We start from the raw sequence: 18775 nt of genomic DNA, 5'->3' as shown, positions 1-18775 counted from the left end.
AGATGAGCAAGCTCGAACTCCTCCCCGCCGTCGACGTCCGCGACGGACAGGCCGTCCGCCTCGTGCACGGCGAGTCCGGTTCCGAGACCTCCTACGGCTCCCCGCTGGAGGCCGCCCTCGCCTGGCAGCGCTCCGGCGCCGAGTGGCTGCACCTGGTCGACCTGGACGCCGCGTTCGGCACCGGGGACAACCGCGAGCTGATCGCCGAGGTCGCGAAGGCCATGGACATCAAGGTCGAGCTCTCCGGCGGCATCCGCGACGACAGCACCCTCGCCGCCGCGCTCGCCACCGGCTGCACCCGCGTCAACCTGGGCACCGCCGCCCTGGAGACCCCCGAGTGGGTCGCCAAGGTCATCGCCGAGCACGGCGACAGGATCGCGGTCGGTCTCGACGTCCGGGGCACCACGCTGCGCGGCCGCGGCTGGACCCGCGACGGCGGCGACCTCTACGAGACGCTGGCCCGCCTCGACAAGGAGGGCTGCGCCCGGTACGTCGTCACCGACATCGCCAAGGACGGCACCCTCCAGGGCCCCAACCTGGAGCTCCTGAGGAACGTCTGCGCGGCCACCGACCGCCCGGTCGTGGCCTCCGGCGGCGTGTCCTCCCTGGACGACCTGCGCGCCATCGCCGGTCTCGTCCCGTCCGGTGTCGAGGGCGCCATCGTAGGGAAGGCCCTCTACGCGAAGGCGTTCACCCTCGAAGAGGCCCTGGAGGCAGTGGCGACATGACGTCCGAAGCCGTACGGCGCGTGCAGAGCGGAAGTCCCTGGGAAGAGTCCTTCGGTTTCGCACGGGCCGTCGCGGCGGGCGACCGTGTCGTCGTGGCGGGCACGACCGCCTTCAAGGGCGACGTGCTGTACGGCGAGGGCGACCCCTACGAACAGACCAGGGTGGCCTTCGCCACCGCCCTCGAGGCGATCGGCGAGTTCGGACTGGGCATCGAGTCCGTGATCCGCACCCGGGTGTACCTCGCCCACTCGCGGGACGTCGACGCCGCTGGCCGGGCCCACAAGGAGCTGTTCGCCTCCGTGCGCCCGGCCACGACCGTGCTGGTCGTGGAGGGCTTCGTCGACTCCCGGGTCCTGGTGTCGGTGGAGCTGGAAGCATTCAGAGAGCAGTAAGAGGCATCGAAGGAGCCGTGGATTCATGACCCTGGCGGTCCGAGTCATCCCCTGCCTGGACGTGGACAACGGCCGGGTCGTCAAGGGCGTCAACTTCCAGAACCTGCGCGACGCGGGCGACCCCGTCGAGATGGCCAAGGTGTACGACGCCGAGGGCGCCGACGAGCTGACGTTCCTGGACATCACCGCCTCGTCGGGCAACCGCGAGACGACCTACGACGTGGTGCGCCGCACCGCCGAGCAGGTGTTCATCCCGCTGACCGTGGGCGGCGGCGTACGCACCGCCGAGGACGTCGACAAACTGCTGCGGGCCGGCGCGGACAAGGTCGGCGTCAACACCGCCGCCATCGCCCGCCCCGACCTGATCCGCGAGATCGCCGAGCGCTTCGGCCGCCAGGTCCTCGTGCTGTCGGTGGACGCGCGCCGCACCGAGGCGGGCACCTTCGAGGTGACGACCCACGGCGGCCGGCGCGGCACCGGCATCGACGCGGTCGAGTGGGCGCACCGGGCCGCCGAGCTGGGCGCGGGGGAGATCCTGCTCAACTCGATGGACGCGGACGGCACGAAGGACGGCTACGACCTGGAGATGATCGCGGCGGTCCGCAAGCACGTCACCGTCCCGGTGATCGCCTCCGGCGGTGCCGGACGCCTCGCCGACTTCCCGCCCGCCGTCGCGGCGGGCGCCGACGCGGTGCTCGCGGCGTCCGTCTTCCACTTCGGCGACCTGCGGATCGGCGAGGTGAAGGACACGCTGCGGGAGGCCGGCCACCCCGTCCGCTAGCACCCCGCCCGTCAGCCCCGGCCGCCGCACGGCCGGGGCTTTCCCGCGCCCGCACCAGAGGGGCCCGCGAACGCCGCACGGGCACAGGTCGTCGTTCCGTGTCCGAGAGGACCACCTCCGAGAGGACCCACGTCCGTGGCGAACACGCTGACACCGCAGGCCGCCGCCGCTCCCGTCCCGGCCCACCGCGACCGCAACGTCCTGCGCTGGATCGCCGCCTACACCGCCTCCATGCTCGGCGACACCGTCTTCTTCCTGGCGCTGTCCTGGGCCGCCGTCCAGAACGGCACCCCCGCCCAGGCAGGCGTCGTCACCGCCGTGAGCGCGGTCCCCCGGGCGCTGCTCATGCTCGGCGGCGGCGTGGTCGCCGACCGGCTAGGCCCCCGCCGGGTCGTCATCGGCAGCGACGCCGTACGGTGCGTCACCGTCCTGGCGGTCGCCGCCGTGCTCTTCGCGACCGACCCCGGCCTGTGGCTGCTGGCGCTGCTCGCCCTCGTCTTCGGTACCGTCGACGCCGTGTTCATGCCCGCCGTCGGCGCGCTGCCCGCCCGGATCACCGCCAGGGACCAGCTCGCCCGCGTCCAGGGCATGCGCGGGCTGGCGGTCCGCTTCGCGGCCGTCGTGGGCGCCCCGCTGGGCGGGCTCGGCGTCGCCGTCGGCGGATCGGCCGCCGCCTTCGCGCTGGCCGGGCTGCTCATCGCCGCGTCGCTGCCGCTCCTGGTGTCCGTACGGATGCGGGAACTGCCCTCCGACGGCACCACGGACGCCGCCCCGGACACCACCGCCTGGCGGGACCTGCGGGCCGGACTGCGCTACATCCGCCGCCACCGTGTCCTCGCCCCGCTGATGGTGGCCATCGCCCTCGGCGACCTCGGCTTCGTCGGCCCCCTCAACGTGGGCCTCACCCTGCTCGCGGACGAGCGGGGCTGGGGCGCCTCCGGGATGGGCTGGGTCCTCGCCGGGTTCGGCACCGGGGCCGGGGCGGCCGCCCTGCTGCTGACCGTCCGCGGACGCGTGCCGTACGCCGGACTGGTCGCCGCCGGCACCATCGTCCCCGGCGCCGGCGCGATCGCCGTCCTGGCCCACGTGCCCGCCCTCGCCGGGGCCGTCGGCACGGCGGTGCTCGTCGGACTCCTCACGGGACTCAGCGGCGCCGTGTGCGGGGCGCTGCTGCAGACCCAGTCGGAGCCCGCCTACCTGGGCCGGGTCACCGCCGTCGCCGGCATCGTCAGCCTGGGGGTGGCGCCGCTGAGCATGCCGGTGACCGCGGCCGCCATCGGCGTCTGGGGCACCGGCCCGGTCTTCTCGGTCAGCGCCGTGGTGTGCGGCCTCGGCGGGCTGGTCGCCCTCGGCGCGCCGGCCCTGCGGCGCGCCGAACTCCCCGCGTGACGGCCGGGCGCTCAGATCCCGAGCTGCTTCGTCTCGCCCAGCCGTACGATCGCGTCCTTCTCGCCCTCCAGCTCCACCTTCGCCGCGCTCTGCCGGCCGTACGCGAACAGCAGCAGCTCGGACGGCTCGCCCGTCGCCGTCACCACCGGCGTGCCCCGGTGCGCGACCGTCGTCTGGCCGTTGGGGCGGCGCAGCACCAGCCCCGTCGGGATGCCCCGGCCCACCAGCCGGGCGGTGCGCTCCAGCCGGGACCACAGGGCGTCCTGGAAGACCGGATCCAGCTCGCGAGGCGACCAGTCCGGCTGGGCGCGGCGGACGTCCTCGGTGTGGACGTAGAACTCCACCGTGTTCGCGGCCTCGTCGACCTGCTTGAGCTGGAAGGGCGAGAACCGGGGAGGCCCGGTGCGGATCAGCTGGATCAGCTCCTCGTACGGCTTCGCGCCGTACTCCTCCATCACCCGGTCCAGACGGGACGCCAGCTGTTTGATCAGGGTGCCGCCGGCGGCGTCCGGACGGCGCTCGCGGACCACGACGTGCGCGGCGAGGTCCCGGGTCCGCCAGCCGTCGCAGAGGGTGGGGGCGTCCGGACCCGCCGTCTCCAACAGGTCGGCCAGCAGGAGCCGTTCACGCTTGGCGAATGTCGACATGGAGTCAGCCTACGGCCGCCGGCCGGGTCCGCCCAGTGGACGGCGCCGGGGCGTGTCACCCGTGCGCGGCACAATGGCGTCATGACCAGCAGCTCCTCCCGGCGCCCCAGCCCGCTCGCCCCGGAGATCGCCGCGCGCCTCAAGCGCAGCTCCGACGGCCTCCTGCCCGCCATCGCCCAGCAGTACGACACCGGGGAGGTGCTGATGCTCGGCTGGATGGACGACGAGGCACTGCACCGCACGCTGACCACGGGCCGCTGCACCTACTGGTCGCGCAGCCGCGGGGAGTACTGGGTGAAGGGCGACACCTCCGGGCACTTCCAGTGGGTCAAGTCCGTCGCCCTCGACTGCGACGCCGACACCGTCCTGGTCAAGGTCGACCAGGTCGGCGCCGCCTGCCACACCGGAACCCGCACCTGCTTCGACGCCGACGTGCTGCTCGCGGACGGCGCGGGTGCCGACGCGGCCGGCACGGGTCAGTAGGGTTCGCCGCCATGGACGTCATGGACCTCGACACCTTCCGCAAGCTGGCCGCCGACCGCCGGGTCGTCCCGGTCTGCCGCAAGCTCCTCGCCGACGGCGACACCCCGGTCGCCCTGTACCGCAAGCTCGCCGCCGAGCGCCCCGGCACGTTCCTGCTGGAGTCCGCGGAGAACGGACGGTCCTGGTCGCGGTACTCCTTCGTCGGCGTCCGCAGTGCCGCCACCCTCACCGAGCGGGACGGCGAGGCCCACTGGCAGGGCACCCCGCCCGTCGGCGTCCCCACCGGCGGCGACCCGCTCGCCGCCCTGCGCGCCACCGTCGAGGCCCTGCACACTCCCCGAGACCTTGCCCACGACCTGGGCCTGCCGCCGTTCACCGGCGGCATGGTCGGCTACCTCGGCTACGACGTCGTGCGCCGGCTGGAGAAGGTCGGCCCGGGGGAGCGCGACGACCTGCGGCTCCCCGAGCTGACCATGCTGCTCACCAGCGACCTCGCGGTCATGGACCACTGGGAGGGCTCGGTCCTGCTGATCGCCAACGCGATCAACCACAACGACCTCGAGACGGGCGTCGACGAGGCCTACGCCGACGCGGTCGCCCGCCTGGACGCCATGCAGGCCGACCTCACGCGCGCGGTGGCCCAGCCCCCGGCCGCGCTGCCGCCCTCCGAGCTGCCCGAGTACACCGCGCAGTGGGGCGGCCCCGACTTCCAGGACGCCGTCGAGGACATCAAGGAGCGCATCCGCGCGGGCGAGGCCTTCCAGGTCGTCCCCTCGCAGCGGTTCGAGACGCCGTGCACGGCGAGCGCCCTGGACGTGTACCGGGTGCTGCGGGCCACCAACCCGTCCCCCTACATGTACCTGCTGCGCCTCGACGGCTTCGACGTCGTCGGCTCGTCCCCCGAGGCGCTGGTCAAGGTCGAGGACGGGCGGGCCATGGTCCACCCCATCGCCGGCACCCGGCCCCGCGGCGCCACCCCGCAGGAGGACCAGGCCCTCGCCGACGAGCTGCTCGCCGACCCCAAGGAGCGCGCCGAGCACCTCATGCTCGTCGATCTCGGGCGCAACGACCTGGGGCGCGTCTGCGAACCCGGGTCGGTCGAGGTGGTCGACTTCATGTCCGTCGAGCGCTACTCGCACGTCATGCACATCGTCTCGACGGTCACCGGACGGGTCGCCCCCGACCGCACCGCCTTCGACGTCCTCACGGCGTGCTTCCCGGCCGGCACCCTCTCCGGCGCCCCGAAGCCGCGCGCCCTGCAGATCATCGACGAACTCGAACCGTCGCGCCGCGGCCTGTACGGAGGCTGCGTCGGCTACCTCGACTTCGCGGGCGACTCCGACACAGCCATCGCCATCCGCACGGCCCTGCTGCGCGACGGCACGGCCTACGTGCAGGCGGGCGCCGGAATCGTCGCCGACTCCGACCCGGTCGCCGAGGACACCGAGTGCCGCAACAAGGCGGCGGCGGTGCTGCGGGCCGTGCACACGGCCAACCGGCTCGGGCAATAGGGCCATTCTCACGCCCCGCATTCCGAACCCCGGGTGACGTATCGCCCGGGGTTCGGGCGATAGTGGAGTACGTGACAGCTGTTCCTCACCCCCGTACCCCCGCCGCAGGACCCGCCCGGGCCGGCCGCCGGAGCCTCGCCGCCGCCCTGCTGTGCGGCGCGCTCGGCGCGGCCGTCGTCCTGCTCGCCACCCGGCAGGAGTGGGCGGAGGGCACCGCGACCGTGGCCGGCGGCGCGTTCCCCCTGACCGCCAAGGGCAGCGACGTCACGGGCGTCCCCGCGGCGCTCGCGATAGTGGGCCTCGCCGCGCTCGTCGCCGTCTTCGCCGTCCGCCGCGCCGGCCGGTTCGCCGTCGCCGCCCTGCTCGCGCTGAGCGGCGCGGGAACCGTCGCCGCGGCCCTGGCCGGTGCCTCCGACGGCTCCGCCCTGGACGACAGGGCCGCCGAGGCCGCCGGCGACACGTCGGCCACCGTGGACGCCCTCTCCCACACCGCCTGGCCCTACGTCGCCGCTGCCGGCGGCGTCCTGCTCCTGCTGGCCGGGCTGCTGGCCCTGCGCTACGGCCGGCTGTGGCCCGCCATGTCCGGGCGCTACGAACGCGACGGCACCCCGCGTCCGCGCCGCACGGCCAAGGCAGTGGACCCCGACCGTCCCGAGGACCTGTGGAAGGCCCTGGACCGGGGCGAGGACCCGACCGGCGCCTGACCCGCGCGCACCCGGCGCGACGGCGCGGTTCGGCCGTGCGCCGAGGGGCACCCGTACACCCGCCACGCACCTCCGGGGCGTCCGGTCACCGCCACGCGCGCGTGGAGGGCCACCCCCGGTCACGACGCGCGCACCCGTGCGGGACAATGGGCGCGAGCGTCCTGCTCAGACACGTACACAGCAACGAGGAGCAAGCAATGGCGGGCAGCAGCCACGGTCACACCCCGGCCGCCTGGGCGGGTGTCATCATCACCTTCATCGGTTTCTGCATCGCGGGCGTGTTCATGGTGGCGGCCCAGCCGGCGGGCTTCTGGGCCGGCATCGCGGTCGTGCTCCTCGGCGGCGTCGTGGGCTTCATCATGCGCGCGATGGGCCTCGGCCAGCCGAAGGAGGACCACCCGGTGCACCAGGTCAGCCGCGAGCCGGCCGGCGCCAAGGGCTGACCCGCCGCGGTCGCGCAGTACTCCCTGAGGGGTGGACCGGCACTCGGTGCCGGGGCCGCCCCTCACGTGCGCGCGGGGGCCGTGCCGGGCAGAATGCGGGGCGTGGACGAGAGCCCGAGACCGACGCCGAGCAGCACCCTGCCCCGCCCCGGCGGGGCGGCCGCCGCGGCCCGCGTGGCCGTACCGGCCGGGGTCCTGGCGGCCGTCGCCGGCGCCTTCGCCTACGTGGGGAGCGTCGACCCCAACGAACCCGGCCACTACCCCACCTGCCCGCTGCTGCGCTTCACCGGCGTCTACTGCCCCGGCTGCGGCGGCCTGCGCAGCGCCCACGCGTTCGTCCACGGTGACGTCCTGACCGCGCTGCACGCCAACGCCCCGGCCGTCCTCGGCTACGCGGCCTTCGCCGTGCTGTGGACCGTCTGGGTGGTGCGCGCGGCGCGCGGCCGGCCCGTCCGGATCGACCTGGGCCCGGCGCACCTGTGGACGCTGGGCACGTTGCTGCTGGTCTTCACCGTGGTCCGCAACCTGCCGTTCGGCGGCTGGCTCCACCCCTGACCGCCGGGGGAACGTCCAGGTGGCAAGACCGCCGTCCACCGGATGCGGGGCCTGCGCGCTCCTCCGGATACCATCGCAGTGACCACACGTTTCGCCGTCTGAAAGGGGGCCGCTCGCGTGAGTGTGCTCGACGAGATCATCGACGGAGTCCGTGCCGACCTCGCGGAACGGCAGGCGCGCGTCGGCCTCGACGAGCTCAAGGAGCGCGCGGCCAAGGCCCGCCCCGCCAAGGACGGCGTCAGCGCCCTGCGGGGCGACGGCGTCAAGGTCATCTGCGAGGTCAAGCGCTCCAGCCCGTCCAAGGGCGCGCTGGCCGCCATCGCCGACCCGGCCGGACTCGCCGCGGACTACGAGGCGGGCGGCGCGGCCGTCATCTCCGTCCTCACCGAACAGCGCCGCTTCGGCGGCTCGCTGGCCGACCTGGACTCCGTCCGCGCGCGCGTGGACATTCCCGTGCTGCGCAAGGACTTCATCGTCACGTCGTACCAGCTGTGGGAGGCCCGGGCGCACGGCGCCGACCTCGTACTGCTGATCGTCGCGGCCCTCGACCAGCCGGCCCTGGAGTCGCTGATCGAGCGCGCCGAGTCCATCGGACTCAGCCCGCTCGTCGAGGTGCACGACGAGGACGAGGTCGAGCGGGCGGTGGACGCCGGCGCAAAGATCATCGGTGTCAACGCGCGCAACCTGAAGACGCTCGAGGTCGACCGCGGCACGTTCGAACGGGTCGCCCCCGAGATCCCCGCGCACATCGTCAAGGTCGCCGAATCCGGCGTCCGCGGCCCGCACGACCTCATCGCCTACGCCAACGAGGGCGCGGACGCGGTCCTGGTCGGCGAGTCCCTGGTCACCGGCCGCGACCCCAGGACCGCCGTCTCCGACCTGGTGGCCGCGGGCGAGCACCCGGCACTGCGACACGGCCGCGGCTGACCCGCCGGTAGGCTGACCCCGATGACGCTCACCCTCGCCCCGGCCCCCCGGGACCCGTACGCCCGCCTCGCGCGCGGCTGCCGGCCCCGAGGCTGTCGCGCGCCCGCACGCCGGGTGCACGGGCGCCGGGTGCGGTACGTGATCGGAGACGAGCCCGGCCAGGTCAACGGCCGTCGATGGCAACGCGCCCCATAGGGGCGCGGGGAAACTGCGCGACCGGCCCACGACGGCCGGCAGCCGACAACGAGTCCTCGCCCCCACGGCGATTGGTCACACCGGACACTCACCGTGAGGTTCACGCATGCCCAGCAACTTCTTCATCCCCGACCCCGAGGGCCGGATCCCGAACGCCGAGGGCTACTTCGGCGCGTTCGGCGGCAAGTTCATCCCGGAGGCCCTCGTCGCCGCCGTGGACGAGGTCGCCGTCGAGTACGACAAGGCCAAGTCGGACCCCGAGTTCGCCCGCGAGCTCGACGACCTGCTCGTCCACTACACCGGCCGTCCCTCGTCCCTCACCGAGGTCCCCCGCTTCGCCGAGCACGCCGGCGGAGCCCGCGTCTTCCTCAAGCGCGAGGACCTGAACCACACCGGCTCACACAAGATCAACAACGTGCTCGGCCAGGCCCTGCTCACCAAGCGCATGGGCAAGACCCGCGTGATCGCCGAGACCGGCGCCGGCCAGCACGGCGTGGCGACGGCCACGGCCTGCGCGCTGTTCGGCCTGGACTGCACCATCTACATGGGCGAGATCGACACGCAGCGCCAGGCGCTCAACGTCGCCCGGATGCGGATGCTCGGCGCCGAGGTCATCGCCGTGAAGTCCGGCAGCCGCACCCTGAAGGACGCCATCAACGAGGCCTTCCGGGACTGGGTCGCCAACGTCGACCGCACCCACTACCTGTTCGGCACCGTCGCCGGCCCGCACCCCTTCCCGGCGATGGTGCGCGACTTCCACCGCGTCATCGGCGTCGAGGCCCGCCGCCAGCTCCTCGAGCAGGCCGGACGCCTCCCCGACGCCGCCATCGCCTGCGTCGGCGGCGGCTCCAACGCCATCGGCCTCTTCCACGCCTTCATCCCGGACACCGACGTCCGCCTGATCGGCTGCGAGCCCGCCGGGCACGGCGTCGAGACCGGCGAGCACGCGGCCACCCTGACCGCGGGCGAGCCCGGCATCCTGCACGGCTCCCGGTCCTACGTCCTCCAGGACGACGAGGGCCAGATCACCGAGCCGTACTCCATCTCGGCCGGCCTCGACTACCCGGGCATCGGACCCGAGCACGCCCACCTCAAGGACTCCGGCCGCGGCGAGTACCGCGCGGTCACCGACGACGCCGCCATGCAGGCCCTGCGCCTGCTGTCGCGCACCGAGGGCATCATCCCGGCCATCGAGAGCGCCCACGCGCTGGCCGGCGCCCTGGAGGTCGGCAGGGAGCTGGGCCCGGACGGGCTGATCGTGGTCAACCTGTCCGGCCGCGGCGACAAGGACATGGACACCGCCGCCCGCTACTTCGGGCTGTACGACACCGACGCCGAGGTCGCCGCCGACGAGGCCGGCACCACCGCCGAGATCGAGGGGGACGCCAAGTGAGCGGGAACGTGCAGCTTCTGAACGACACCCTCGCCGCGGCGAAGGCCGAGGGCCGCGCCGCCCTGATCGCCTACCTCCCGGCCGGGTTCCCCTCCGTGGACGGCGGCATCGAGGCGGTCAAGGCGGCGCTCGACGGCGGCGCCGACGTCGTCGAGGTGGGCCTGCCGCACAGCGACCCCGTCCTCGACGGCCCGGTCATCCAGACCGCCGACGACATCGCCCTGCGCGGCGGCGTGCGGATCGCCGACGTGATGCGCACGGTCCGCGAGGCGCACGAGGCCACCGGCAAGCCGATCCTCGTCATGACGTACTGGAACCCCATCGACCGCTACGGCGTCGAGCGCTTCACCGCCGAGCTCGCCGACGCGGGCGGCGCCGGGTGCATCCTGCCCGACCTGCCCGTGCAGGAGTCGGCGCTGTGGCGGGAGCACGCCCACAAGCACGGTCTCGCCACGGTCTTCGTGGTCGCGCCGAGCAGCAAGGACGCGCGGCTCGCCGAGATCACCGCGGCCGGCAGCGGCTTCGTCTACGCCGCCTCCCTCATGGGCGTCACCGGCACCCGCGAGTCGGTCGGCGCGCAGGCCGAGGACCTGGTGCGGCGCACCCGCGCCACCACCGACACCCCGGTCTGCGTCGGACTCGGCGTCTCCAACGCGGCGCAGGCCGCCGAGGTGGCCGGCTTCGCCGACGGTGTGATCGTCGGCTCCGCCTTCGTCAAGCGGATGCTGGACGCCCCCGACGACGCGGCCGGCCTGGAGGGCGTCCGCACGCTCGCCGCCGACCTGGCGAAGGGCGTGCGCCGGCAGGCGTGACGGCAAGCACATGACAGGGGGTCCCTCGTACGGGTGGACCTGGGACCGGGGAGGCGCTGTGCGCCTCCCCGGTTCGTTCTGCGGGGTGTGAGCGAGAAGAACCGAGACGGAAAGCGCACCGCCCGAGAGAAGCTGGCGGCCCAGCGCGAGAAGCAGAGGTCCAGGGACAAGCGCCGGCGCGCGCTGATCGTGGGCGCGTCCGTGGTCTGCGTCATGGGCCTGGCCGCGGTGATCGGCGTGATCGCCGCGAACGCCGGCAAGGACGACGGCAGCGAGTCGGCGGGCCCGGTCGTGGCGCCCTCGGGCGCGCAGGGCAAGGACAGCCTCGCCATCCCCGTCGGCAAGGAGAGCGCCGGGTCGACGCTCACCGTCTGGGAGGACTTCCGCTGCCCGGCCTGCAAGGCCTTCGAGCTGACGTACCGCGACACGATCCACGAGCTGACCAAGACCGGGCAGCTCAAGGTCGAGTACCACCTGGCGACGATCATCGACGGCAACATGGGGGGCAGCGGCTCCCGCAAGGCGGCCAACGCCGCCGCCTGCGCCCAGGACGCCGGCAGGTTCCCGGCCTACCACGACGTGCTGTACGACAACCAGCCCGAGGAGACCGACGACGCCTTCGCCGGCAACGGCAAGCTGATCGGGCTGGCCGGCAAGGTGGACGGCCTGGACACCCCCGCCTTCCAGAAGTGCGTGAAGGACGGCACGCACGACGGCTGGGTCGACAAGTCGAACAAGGCCTTCCTGAAGGCCGGCTTCAGCGGCACGCCGACCGTGCTGCTGAACGGCAGGAACATCTACAAGGAGGAGTCGATGACCCCGGCGAAGCTGAAGCAGCTCGTGCAGGAGGCCGACAAGTAGGCCCGGTCGGACCCCCGCCCGTTACGGACCCGTAGCCGGGCTGCCCGCCGCACCCCCCGTCCCACACGGTAGCGTCGACCCTGCCATGGAACTTGCCTTCATTCCCAGCCCGTCGCGCGGGGTGCTGCACCTCGGTCCCATCCCGCTGCGCGGCTATGCGTTCTGCATCATCATCGGCGTCTTCGTTGCCGTCTGGCTCGGCAACAAGCGCTGGATCGCCCGCGGCGGGCGGGCCGGCACGGTGGCCGACATCGCGGTCTGGGCCGTTCCGTTCGGCCTGATCGGCGGCCGGCTCTACCACGTGATCACGGACTACGAGCTGTACTTCAGCGACGGCCGTGACTGGGTGGACGCCTTCAAGATCTGGGAGGGCGGCCTCGGCATCTGGGGCGCGATCGCGCTGGGCGCGCTCGGCGCCTGGATCGGAGCCCGGCGCCGGGGCATCCCGATGCCCGCGTACGCCGACGCCGTCGCCCCCGGCATCGCCCTCGCCCAGGCCCTCGGCCGCTGGGGCAACTGGTTCAACCAGGAGCTCTACGGCAGGGCCACCGACCTGCCCTGGGCGCTGAAGATCACGTCGTCGGCCGACGGGCGGGTGCCGGGCACGTACCACCCGACGTTCCTGTACGAGTCGCTGTGGTGCATCGGCGTCGCCCTGCTCGTCATCTGGGCCGACCGCCGCTTCAAGCTCGGGCACGGGCGGGCGTTCGCGCTGTACGTCGCCGCGTACTGCGCGGGCCGCTTCTGGATCGAGTACATGCGCGTCGACGACGCCCACCACATCCTGGGCCTGCGGCTGAACAACTGGACCGCGCTCTTCGTGTTCCTGCTGGCGGTCGTCTACATGGTGGTCTCGGCGCGGATGCGGCCGGGCCGGGAGGCCGTGGTGGAGCCGGCCGCGGAGGGCTCCGGCAAGGACGCCGGGGACGACGCGGAGGCGGACACGGACGCCAAGTCCTCCAAGGACGCCGCCACCCCTGAGACCGGGGCCGCGAAGGACTCCGTGCCCCCCAAGGACACCGGGGCCGCGAAGGACGCCGAGGCTCCCGGGAGGGCCGAGAGCGCCGAGGACAGCCCGCGTGACGAGGACGCCGGGGCCGGCACCGCGAAGGACGTGAAGGACGGGGCCGACCCGGCCCGGAAGGGCTGACCGCCCGCCGTACGTCAGCGAGGGCGCCCGGAGCGATCCGGGCGCCCTCGCCGTGTGTCAGGCCAGGACGGGCCGCCGGGCCAGGGACAGGGTGCGCCGGGCCGTCGCCACCACCGCCGCGTCGATGAACCGGCCGTCCGGCAGCGCCTGGGCACCCGGCTGCGCGGTGGCCGCCTTGACGATCGTCTCCGCCTCCTCCAGCTCCCGCTCGGTGGGCAGATACGCCCGCTCGATGATCGGCAGCTGACGGGGATGGATGGCGGCGCGGCCCAGGAAACCCAGGGCGCGGCCGTGGGCGCAGGACGCGGCCAGGCCCTCCAGGTCCCGGGTGTCCGGATGCACCGTCTGCGACGGCGGCGCCAGCCCCGCCGCCCGTGCGGCCACCACCACCCGCGCACGCGACCAGTCCAGGCCCGCGTCACCCCGTACGCCCAGGTCGGCTCGGAGGTCCGCCTCGCCGAGGGCGATGCCGCGCAGCGCCGGGTGGGCCGCGGCGATCGCGTAGGCCCGCTCCACGCCCAGGGCCGTCTCCAGCAGCGCGTACAGGGGCGGCCCGCCGGTCGCCTCGGCGACGGCGGCGACCTGCCCGGGGGACGTCACCTTGGGCAGGCGCAGCCCGGACAGCCCCGGCAGCGCGGCCACCGCCGCCAGGTCCGCCGCGCCCAGCGGCCCGGCCAGGGCGTTCACCCGCACGTGCACCGGCACCGGCTGCGGTTCGGTGAGCAGCTCGGCGGTGCAGGCGCGGGCGTACTCCTTGCGGTCCGGGGCGACCGCGTCCTCCAGGTCGATCACGACCACGTCGGCCCCGGCGGCGAGGGCCTTGGCGACCACCCGGGGCCGGTCCCCGGGGGCGTACAGCCAGGTCAGCGCGGGGGGCGTCATACGACCCCCGCCTCGCGCAGCTCCTTCACGTCCGCCGGGGTCAGACCCAGTTCGGTCAGCACCTCCTCGGTGTCCGCGCCGTGCGGCCGGCCGGCCCAGCGGATCGCTCCGGGGGTGGCGGAGAGCCGGAACAGCACGTTCTGCATGCGCAGCGGCCCCAGCTCGGGATCGTCGACCGTGGTGACCGTGTCGAGGGCCTGGTACTGCGGGTCGGTCATCACGTCCCGCACGTCCTGGACCGGGGCGACGGCCGCCTCCGCCTTCTCGAAGGCGGCGATCACGTCGGCACGGGTGTGCCGGGCGATCCAGTCGCCGACCGCCGCGTCCAGCACGTCGGCGTGCCGGGCCCGGTCGGCGCCCGTCGCGAACCACGGCTCGTCGACCAGCTCCGGGCGGCCCACCAGGCACATCACGCGCTCGGCGACCGACTGGGCGGAGGTGGAGACGGCGACCCAGGTGCCGTCGGCGGTCCGGTAGGTGTTGCGCGGGGCGTTGTTCTGGGAGCGGTTGCCGGTGCGCGGCTGGACGTGGCCGAGCTGGTCGTACCAGATCGGCTGCGGGCCCAGCACGGTCAGGATGGGCTCGATGATCGCCATGTCCACCACCTGGCCCTCGCCGGTGAGGTCGCGGGCGGACAGGGCCGTCATCACGGCGTACGCCGTCGCCAGCGCGGCGATCGAGTCCGCCAGCCCGAACGGCGGCAGCGTCGGCGGCGCGTCCGGCTCGCCGGTCATCGCGGCGAAGCCGCTCATGGCCTCGGCGAGCGTGCCGAACCCGGGGCGGCGCGCGTACGGGCCGAACTGGCCGAAGCCGGTGACCCGGGTGAGGACCAGGCGCGGGTTGACCGCGGACAGTTCGTCCCAGCCCAGGTCCCACTTCTCCAGGGTGCCCGGGCGGAAGTTCTCGACGACGACGTCCGCGGTCGCGGCGAGACGCAGCAGGGTGGTCCGGCCGGCGGGCTTCGACAGGTCGAGGGTGATCGTGCGCTTGTTGCGGCCCAGCAGTTTCCACCACAGGCCGATGCCGTCCTTGGACGGTCCGTGGCCGCGGGAGGGGTCGGGGCGGGTCGGGTGCTCGACCTTGACGACCTCGGCGCCGAAGTCGCCGAGCATGGTGGCGGCGAGGGGACCCGCGAAGAGGGTGGCGAGATCGAGGACGCGCAGGCCGGCCAGGGGGGCCGGTACGGGCAGGGGCGCGGGGGGAGTCACGACGGGCCGGGGCATGAGCGGGTGGCCTCCGTGTGGGTGAGGTGGGCGAGGGTGTCGAAGCCGATGCCGTCGAAGCCGCCGACCGAGGTGGCCAGACGGTTCTTCAGCGGGGCGGTCCACTGCTCGGGCAGGGCGGCCGGGGAACCGGCGAGCAGGCCGGCGACGCTGCCCGCGGTGGCCCCGTTGGAGTCGGTGTCCCAGCCTCCCGACACGGCCCGGCAGACCGAGCCGTGGAAGTCGCCGTCCGCGTGGGCGAGGGCGGCGGCGATCAGGGCGGTGTTGGGGACGGCGTGGACCCAGTGGTGGGCGGGGGAGTGGGTGGCGTGGAGCGCGTCCACGACCGTGTCGAAGTCGTCGTGCGTCCGCGCGAGCCGGACGGCGTGCCGCACCGCCTCGGCGAGGCGTGAGCCGGACGGGACGACCGTGAGGCCGGTGCGCAGGCAGGCGTGGACGTCGCGGGTCCCGGTGCCGGCCTCGGCGAGGACCGCCGCCGCGAACATCGCCGCGTGGACACCGCTCGCGGTGTGGGTGAGCGTCGCGTCGCGATGCGCCTGCTCGGCGGCGGCGGCCGGGTCGCCGGGATTGGTCCAGCCGTGCACGTCGGCGCGGATCAGGGCGCCGATCCACTCGCGGAAGGGGTTGCGGTGGCTTGCCGTGAGCGGGGGCTCGAGACCGGTGAGCAGATTGCGGTAGGCGACCCGTTCGGCGGTGAAGGCGCGGCCGGCGGGGAGTTCGTCGAGCCAGACGCGGGCGACGTCGGCGGTGGTGAAGGCCCGGCCGTGGCGCTGGAGGAGCAGGAGATTGAGGAGGGGGTAGTCGAGGTCGTCGTCCTCCGGCATGCCGTCGATGTTCTCGGCGAGGGAGGTGGACGCGGAGCGGCGGTTCCAGGGGTGGTCGGCGGCGAGCTCCGGGGGCACGCCCCGGGCCGTGAAGTACGACGTCAGGGGCCAGTTCCCGGTGGCCCGGGCGAGGCGGCGGATGCCGGTCAGGGGGAGCTTCTCGACGGGCTTGCCGAGGAGGCAGCCGGCGGCCCGGCCCAGCCAGGCGGCCTCCAGCCGTCCGGCGGACACGGCCGGGGGAGTGGCGGTGCGTGGCGCCGGCCAGTCCGGGCACCGGGCCCTGATGGCCTCCAGGTCCGTCGGTTCCCGCTCCGCCGACGGGTTCGGCAGGGCGGCCAGTTCGTCCAGCAGCTCCTCGGCCAGCAGGCGTACGCCGGGGGAGGCCGGCTGGGGGGACGCGCCCGCCCGGGACGGCGCGTCGCAGCCGCCCGCCGAGCGCCACCGGGCGGCGACCGCCGACGCGTCGCGGCCGTCCAGCGCGGCCTGGCGCAGTTCGTGGCCGATCAGGTCCTCCGGCTGGACCCAGGTCAGTCGGAGCATCCCGCGCCTCCGATCGCGGCGAACGCCCGTTCGTGGGCGCGGCGTCGCGCGACGTCCCGCTCGAAGACCTCCCGGGCCACCTCGGTGAGTGTCGCCGCCGGCTGCCACAGGTCCAGGCGGCTCGCCTCCGCGACCGTCTTGGCCCAGTCCTCAGGGACGGGCGAGCCCAGTGCCCCGGCCAGCGCGCCCGCCATCGTGGCGATGGAGTCGCAGTCGCGGCCGTAGTTGACCGCGCCGAGGACCGCGTGGCGGTAGTCGCCGCCGGACACCAGCAGCATGCCGAGGGCGACGGGGAGTTCCTCGATCGAGTGCAGCCGGGACGGACGGCGGGCGCCGAGACCGGGAGCGCGGTAGTCCGGGCCGACCGTGTCGTACGGCGCCACCGCCTCCCGCAGCGGCGCGAGAGCCGACTCGTAGTCCGAGTGCCGCGAGGCCGCCTCGGCGACCGCCTCGATCGCCGCCCGCGTGCCGTCCTTCGCCAGGGACAGGCACGCCGACAGCACCGAGTCCGGCGTCGCGCCGGGAGCGCAGGCCGCCGCGACCGCCGCCGCGAAGACGCCGGCCGCCTCACGGCCGTACGACGACTGGTGCGCGCCCGCGACGTCCAGCGCCTCGGCGTAGGCGGCCGCCGGGCCGGCCGCGTTGACCAGGCCCACCGGGGCCATGTACATCGCCGCGCCGCAGTTGACGATGTTGCCGGTGCCGGCCTCGCGCGGGTCCGCGTGGCCGTAGTGGATCCTCGCCACCAGCCACTTCTCGGCGAGGAAGATCCGCTGGAGCGGGAGGGCCTCCGCCTCCAGTTCCGGGATCCAGCGGGGCACCGTCATCAGGTCCGGGACCAGGTGCTCGGCGACGGCGTACGCGTCGAGGTGGTCGCGGACGCCGGCGTAGACCCGGACCAGCGCGTGGGTCATCAGGGTGTCGTCGGTGACGTGGCCGTCGCCCTTGTGGTACGGGGCGACGGGGCGGGCGGTGCGCCAGGCGTCGCCGTTCCAGGGGCCGACGACGCCGTGGATCCGGCCGCCGTGGCGCTCGAGGATCTGCTCGGGGGAGTAGCCCTCGACCGGGCCGCCGAGCGCGTCGCCGACGGCCGCGCCGACGAGGGCGCCGGTGACGCGCTCCTCCAGGCTCGCCGTGCCGTTCTCCGATGTGCGGGCCGTCATGGTGTGCGTCCTCCTTCGGGTCGGGGCGGTTGCGCGGCGTGCAGGAGCCCGGCGAGTTCCACCAGGTCCGTGCCGGTGAGCCGGGGCAGAACGCAGCCGGGGAGCGTGCGGCAGGCGTCGCGCCAGGGAGCGGGGACGGACGCGCCGCCGCCGAGGGCGCCGGTGAGGGCGCCCGCCAGCGCCGGGGCGGAGTCCGCGACGCGGGACAGGCAGGCCGCCGCCGGTACCGCCTCGGCGATCCGGCCCCGGGCGGCCCGGGCCAGGGCGAGGGCGACCGGGACGGTCTCGGCGGCGGCGACGCCGTAGCTGTAGACGTGGTCGACGATCTGGTGCTCCAGCAGGGGGACCAGGGCGAAGGCGCCGTCGGCCTCGGCCGTGAGGGCGAGGGCCTGCCGGGTGTTGCGGCCGATCTCGGTCTCCTCGGGGAGCTCGGCGAGCGCGGCGGCCACACAGGCCTCCACGTCGCTGCCGCCGAGGGCGCACGCCAGTGCCGCGGCCATGGCCCGGGCACCGTGCACGCCGTCGCCGTCCTGGGTGTAGCGGGCGTCGAACTCGGCGAGGTCGGCGGCGAGCCGCGGGGCGCCGGGGTGGGCGACGGCCAGGACGCAGGCCCGGACGCAGGCGGCGTCGTCGAAGTAGTGCGGGTTGTCGTGACCGGTGGCGGGCGGGCGCAGGCCGGTGGCGAGGTTGCCGAGCCCGGCCCGTACCGAGATGCGGGCGCGCAGGGGCAGTACGGCCGACTCGATCTCGGGGGCGCGGTCCGCCGCCGCGGCGACCTCGCTGGCGACGGCGTTCCAGGTGAGGTCGATCGCGGCGCGCGTCCGGCGCTCCCGGCTGAGGTCGCCGAGCGCGCTGTCGTCCCCGGCGCGCAGCAGGGCCTCCGCGGCGAACGCCGCCCACTCGGCGTCGTCCGACGGGCCGAGGCGCAGAGGCTCCGGGGGCTGGTTCAGGGCGATGGGGACGGGGAGGGTGGTCGTCGCGTTCTGCTCGGCGAAGGTGTCCAGCTCGCGGGTGAGACGGCGGGTCCACTCGGGCATCCGGGCGGCCCGGTGCCGGGCGGCGGGCCAGCCGGCCGCGTCCCCGGCGGCGAGGCCGAGCAGCAGCCCCTCGACCCGCCGGGGCGCCTTCCCGGGCGAGGGGCGAGGTCCGCCGTCGGCGACCGGCGAGGCGGC

General features: G+C 74.6%; 21 protein-coding genes. 15 read left to right on the top strand and 6 right to left on the bottom strand.

Going from position 1 to position 18775, the window contains the following annotated elements; translation table 11 throughout:
* Positions 1-2: 2 nt before the first annotated feature.
* The 4 genes from priA to ACFWJB_RS25710 all read left to right on the top strand — a co-directional run bounded on the left by priA (position 3) and on the right by ACFWJB_RS25710 (position 3290).
* On the top strand, positions 3-728 hold the full coding sequence (gene priA, locus ACFWJB_RS25725) for a bifunctional 1-(5-phosphoribosyl)-5-((5-phosphoribosylamino)methylideneamino)imidazole-4-carboxamide isomerase/phosphoribosylanthranilate isomerase PriA (protein WP_385467716.1): 726 nt from the start codon (positions 3-5) through the stop codon (positions 726-728).
* Positions 725-1120 carry a RidA family protein gene (locus tag ACFWJB_RS25720; RefSeq protein ID WP_385467713.1) on the top strand — a complete coding sequence of 132 codons (396 nt, stop codon included), beginning with the start codon at positions 725-727 and terminating at the stop codon, positions 1118-1120. Before priA ends, ACFWJB_RS25720 begins: the two co-directional genes overlap by 4 nt.
* A gap of 25 nt (positions 1121-1145) precedes the next feature.
* Positions 1146-1901 (top strand): imidazole glycerol phosphate synthase subunit HisF, encoded by a 756-nt coding sequence (gene hisF, locus ACFWJB_RS25715; protein WP_385467709.1) that lies wholly within the window; start codon positions 1146-1148, stop codon positions 1899-1901.
* Between the two features lie 135 nt (positions 1902-2036).
* Complete coding sequence (locus ACFWJB_RS25710) at positions 2037-3290, top strand: MFS transporter (protein ID WP_385467706.1); 1254 nt, start codon at positions 2037-2039, stop codon at positions 3288-3290.
* 11 nt (positions 3291-3301) lie between these two features.
* Here ACFWJB_RS25710 and ACFWJB_RS25705 read toward each other — a convergent pair whose 3' ends face one another.
* Positions 3302-3937, bottom strand: a complete 636-nt coding sequence (locus ACFWJB_RS25705; RefSeq protein ID WP_385467703.1) for a TIGR03085 family metal-binding protein — start codon at positions 3935-3937, stop codon at positions 3302-3304.
* A gap of 81 nt (positions 3938-4018) precedes the next feature.
* Here ACFWJB_RS25705 and hisI point away from each other — a divergent pair, with 81 nt between their 5' ends.
* The 11 genes from hisI (at position 4019) to lgt (ending at position 12971) form a co-directional block, all read left to right on the top strand.
* A complete protein-coding gene (gene hisI / locus ACFWJB_RS25700; protein ID WP_385467700.1) occupies positions 4019-4420 on the top strand; it encodes a phosphoribosyl-AMP cyclohydrolase in 402 nt (133 codons plus the stop codon).
* Between the two features lie 20 nt (positions 4421-4440).
* Positions 4441-5931 carry an anthranilate synthase component I gene (locus ACFWJB_RS25695; protein WP_385467766.1) on the top strand — a complete coding sequence of 497 codons (1491 nt, stop codon included), beginning with the start codon at positions 4441-4443 and terminating at the stop codon, positions 5929-5931.
* A gap of 62 nt (positions 5932-5993) precedes the next feature.
* A complete protein-coding gene (locus ACFWJB_RS25690) occupies positions 5994-6635 on the top strand; it encodes a TIGR02234 family membrane protein (RefSeq protein WP_385467697.1) in 642 nt (213 codons plus the stop codon).
* A 197-nt stretch (positions 6636-6832) separates the two neighbouring features.
* Entirely contained in the window at positions 6833-7078 is a 246-nt protein-coding gene (locus tag ACFWJB_RS25685; protein WP_385467694.1) for an HGxxPAAW family protein, read from the top strand.
* Positions 7079-7171: 93 nt separating this feature from the next.
* Positions 7172-7633 (top strand): DUF2752 domain-containing protein, encoded by a 462-nt coding sequence (locus ACFWJB_RS25680; protein WP_385467764.1) that lies wholly within the window; start codon positions 7172-7174, stop codon positions 7631-7633.
* A gap of 117 nt (positions 7634-7750) precedes the next feature.
* Complete coding sequence (gene trpC / locus ACFWJB_RS25675; RefSeq protein ID WP_385467691.1) at positions 7751-8560, top strand: indole-3-glycerol phosphate synthase TrpC; 810 nt, start codon at positions 7751-7753, stop codon at positions 8558-8560.
* A 21-nt stretch (positions 8561-8581) separates the two neighbouring features.
* Positions 8582-8755 (top strand): tryptophan biosynthesis modulator TrpM, encoded by a 174-nt coding sequence (trpM, locus tag ACFWJB_RS25670; protein WP_385467688.1) that lies wholly within the window; start codon positions 8582-8584, stop codon positions 8753-8755.
* Positions 8756-8861: 106 nt separating this feature from the next.
* Positions 8862-10148, top strand: a complete 1287-nt coding sequence (gene trpB, locus ACFWJB_RS25665) for a tryptophan synthase subunit beta (RefSeq protein ID WP_386925111.1) — start codon at positions 8862-8864, stop codon at positions 10146-10148.
* On the top strand, positions 10145-10960 hold the full coding sequence (trpA, locus tag ACFWJB_RS25660) for a tryptophan synthase subunit alpha (RefSeq protein ID WP_386925109.1): 816 nt from the start codon (positions 10145-10147) through the stop codon (positions 10958-10960). The genes trpB and trpA overlap by 4 nt, the downstream gene beginning before the upstream one ends.
* A gap of 87 nt (positions 10961-11047) precedes the next feature.
* Positions 11048-11821: a DsbA family protein gene (locus ACFWJB_RS25655; RefSeq protein ID WP_385462010.1), complete on the top strand. Its 774-nt coding sequence runs from the start codon at positions 11048-11050 to the stop codon at positions 11819-11821.
* A gap of 85 nt (positions 11822-11906) precedes the next feature.
* Positions 11907-12971, top strand: coding sequence for a prolipoprotein diacylglyceryl transferase (lgt, locus tag ACFWJB_RS25650; protein WP_386925106.1), 1065 nt, complete (start codon positions 11907-11909; stop codon positions 12969-12971).
* Between the two features lie 57 nt (positions 12972-13028).
* On the opposite strand, the gene ACFWJB_RS25645 is transcribed toward lgt, so the two are convergent.
* From ACFWJB_RS25645 to ACFWJB_RS25625, 5 genes are read right to left on the bottom strand one after another with little or no spacing between them, the layout of a single operon-like run.
* Positions 13029-13853: an HpcH/HpaI aldolase/citrate lyase family protein gene (locus ACFWJB_RS25645; RefSeq protein ID WP_386925104.1), complete on the bottom strand. Its 825-nt coding sequence runs from the start codon at positions 13851-13853 to the stop codon at positions 13029-13031.
* On the bottom strand, positions 13850-15076 hold the full coding sequence (locus ACFWJB_RS25640; RefSeq protein WP_385462019.1) for a CaiB/BaiF CoA transferase family protein: 1227 nt from the start codon (positions 15074-15076) through the stop codon (positions 13850-13852). The genes ACFWJB_RS25645 and ACFWJB_RS25640 overlap by 4 nt, the downstream gene beginning before the upstream one ends.
* A complete protein-coding gene (locus ACFWJB_RS25635; protein ID WP_386925101.1) occupies positions 15058-16440 on the bottom strand; it encodes an ADP-ribosylglycohydrolase family protein in 1383 nt (460 codons plus the stop codon). Before ACFWJB_RS25635 ends, ACFWJB_RS25640 begins: the two co-directional genes overlap by 19 nt.
* Positions 16428-17603, bottom strand: coding sequence for an ADP-ribosylglycohydrolase family protein (locus ACFWJB_RS25630; RefSeq protein ID WP_385462025.1), 1176 nt, complete (start codon positions 17601-17603; stop codon positions 16428-16430). The genes ACFWJB_RS25635 and ACFWJB_RS25630 overlap by 13 nt, the downstream gene beginning before the upstream one ends.
* Complete coding sequence (locus ACFWJB_RS25625) at positions 17600-18706, bottom strand: ADP-ribosylglycohydrolase family protein (RefSeq protein WP_386925130.1); 1107 nt, start codon at positions 18704-18706, stop codon at positions 17600-17602. The genes ACFWJB_RS25630 and ACFWJB_RS25625 overlap by 4 nt, the downstream gene beginning before the upstream one ends.
* Between the last annotated feature and the right edge of the window lie 69 nt (positions 18707-18775).

It is taken from the genome of Streptomyces sp. NPDC127100 (assembly GCF_042724095.1).
Classification (GTDB): domain Bacteria; phylum Actinomycetota; class Actinomycetes; order Streptomycetales; family Streptomycetaceae; genus Streptomyces.
This window is presented reverse-complemented; position numbering and strand designations above follow the sequence as displayed.

Bases quoted from the DNA above. Each gene is read 5' to 3' on its own strand.
- ACFWJB_RS25720 (WP_385467713.1), top strand. From the start codon at position 725: ATGACGTCCGAAGCCGTACGGCGCGTGCAGAGCGGAAGTCCCTGGGAA.
- ACFWJB_RS25680 (WP_385467764.1), top strand. From the start codon at position 7,172: ATGCGGGGCGTGGACGAGAGCCCGAGACCGACGCCGAGCAGCACCCTG.
- ACFWJB_RS25645 (WP_386925104.1), bottom strand. From the start codon at position 13,853: ATGACGCCCCCCGCGCTGACCTGGCTGTACGCCCCCGGGGACCGGCCC.
- priA (WP_385467716.1), top strand. From the start codon at position 3: ATGAGCAAGCTCGAACTCCTCCCCGCCGTCGACGTCCGCGACGGACAG.
- trpB (WP_386925111.1), top strand. From the start codon at position 8,862: ATGCCCAGCAACTTCTTCATCCCCGACCCCGAGGGCCGGATCCCGAAC.
- ACFWJB_RS25640 (WP_385462019.1), bottom strand. From the start codon at position 15,076: ATGCCCCGGCCCGTCGTGACTCCCCCCGCGCCCCTGCCCGTACCGGCC.
- trpM (WP_385467688.1), top strand. From the start codon at position 8,582: ATGACGCTCACCCTCGCCCCGGCCCCCCGGGACCCGTACGCCCGCCTC.
- hisI (WP_385467700.1), top strand. From the start codon at position 4,019: ATGACCAGCAGCTCCTCCCGGCGCCCCAGCCCGCTCGCCCCGGAGATC.
- ACFWJB_RS25630 (WP_385462025.1), bottom strand. From the start codon at position 17,603: ATGACGGCCCGCACATCGGAGAACGGCACGGCGAGCCTGGAGGAGCGC.
- ACFWJB_RS25635 (WP_386925101.1), bottom strand. From the start codon at position 16,440: ATGCTCCGACTGACCTGGGTCCAGCCGGAGGACCTGATCGGCCACGAA.
- ACFWJB_RS25695 (WP_385467766.1), top strand. From the start codon at position 4,441: ATGGACCTCGACACCTTCCGCAAGCTGGCCGCCGACCGCCGGGTCGTC.
- lgt (WP_386925106.1), top strand. From the start codon at position 11,907: ATGGAACTTGCCTTCATTCCCAGCCCGTCGCGCGGGGTGCTGCACCTC.
- ACFWJB_RS25685 (WP_385467694.1), top strand. From the start codon at position 6,833: ATGGCGGGCAGCAGCCACGGTCACACCCCGGCCGCCTGGGCGGGTGTC.
- ACFWJB_RS25705 (WP_385467703.1), bottom strand. From the start codon at position 3,937: ATGTCGACATTCGCCAAGCGTGAACGGCTCCTGCTGGCCGACCTGTTG.
- hisF (WP_385467709.1), top strand. From the start codon at position 1,146: ATGACCCTGGCGGTCCGAGTCATCCCCTGCCTGGACGTGGACAACGGC.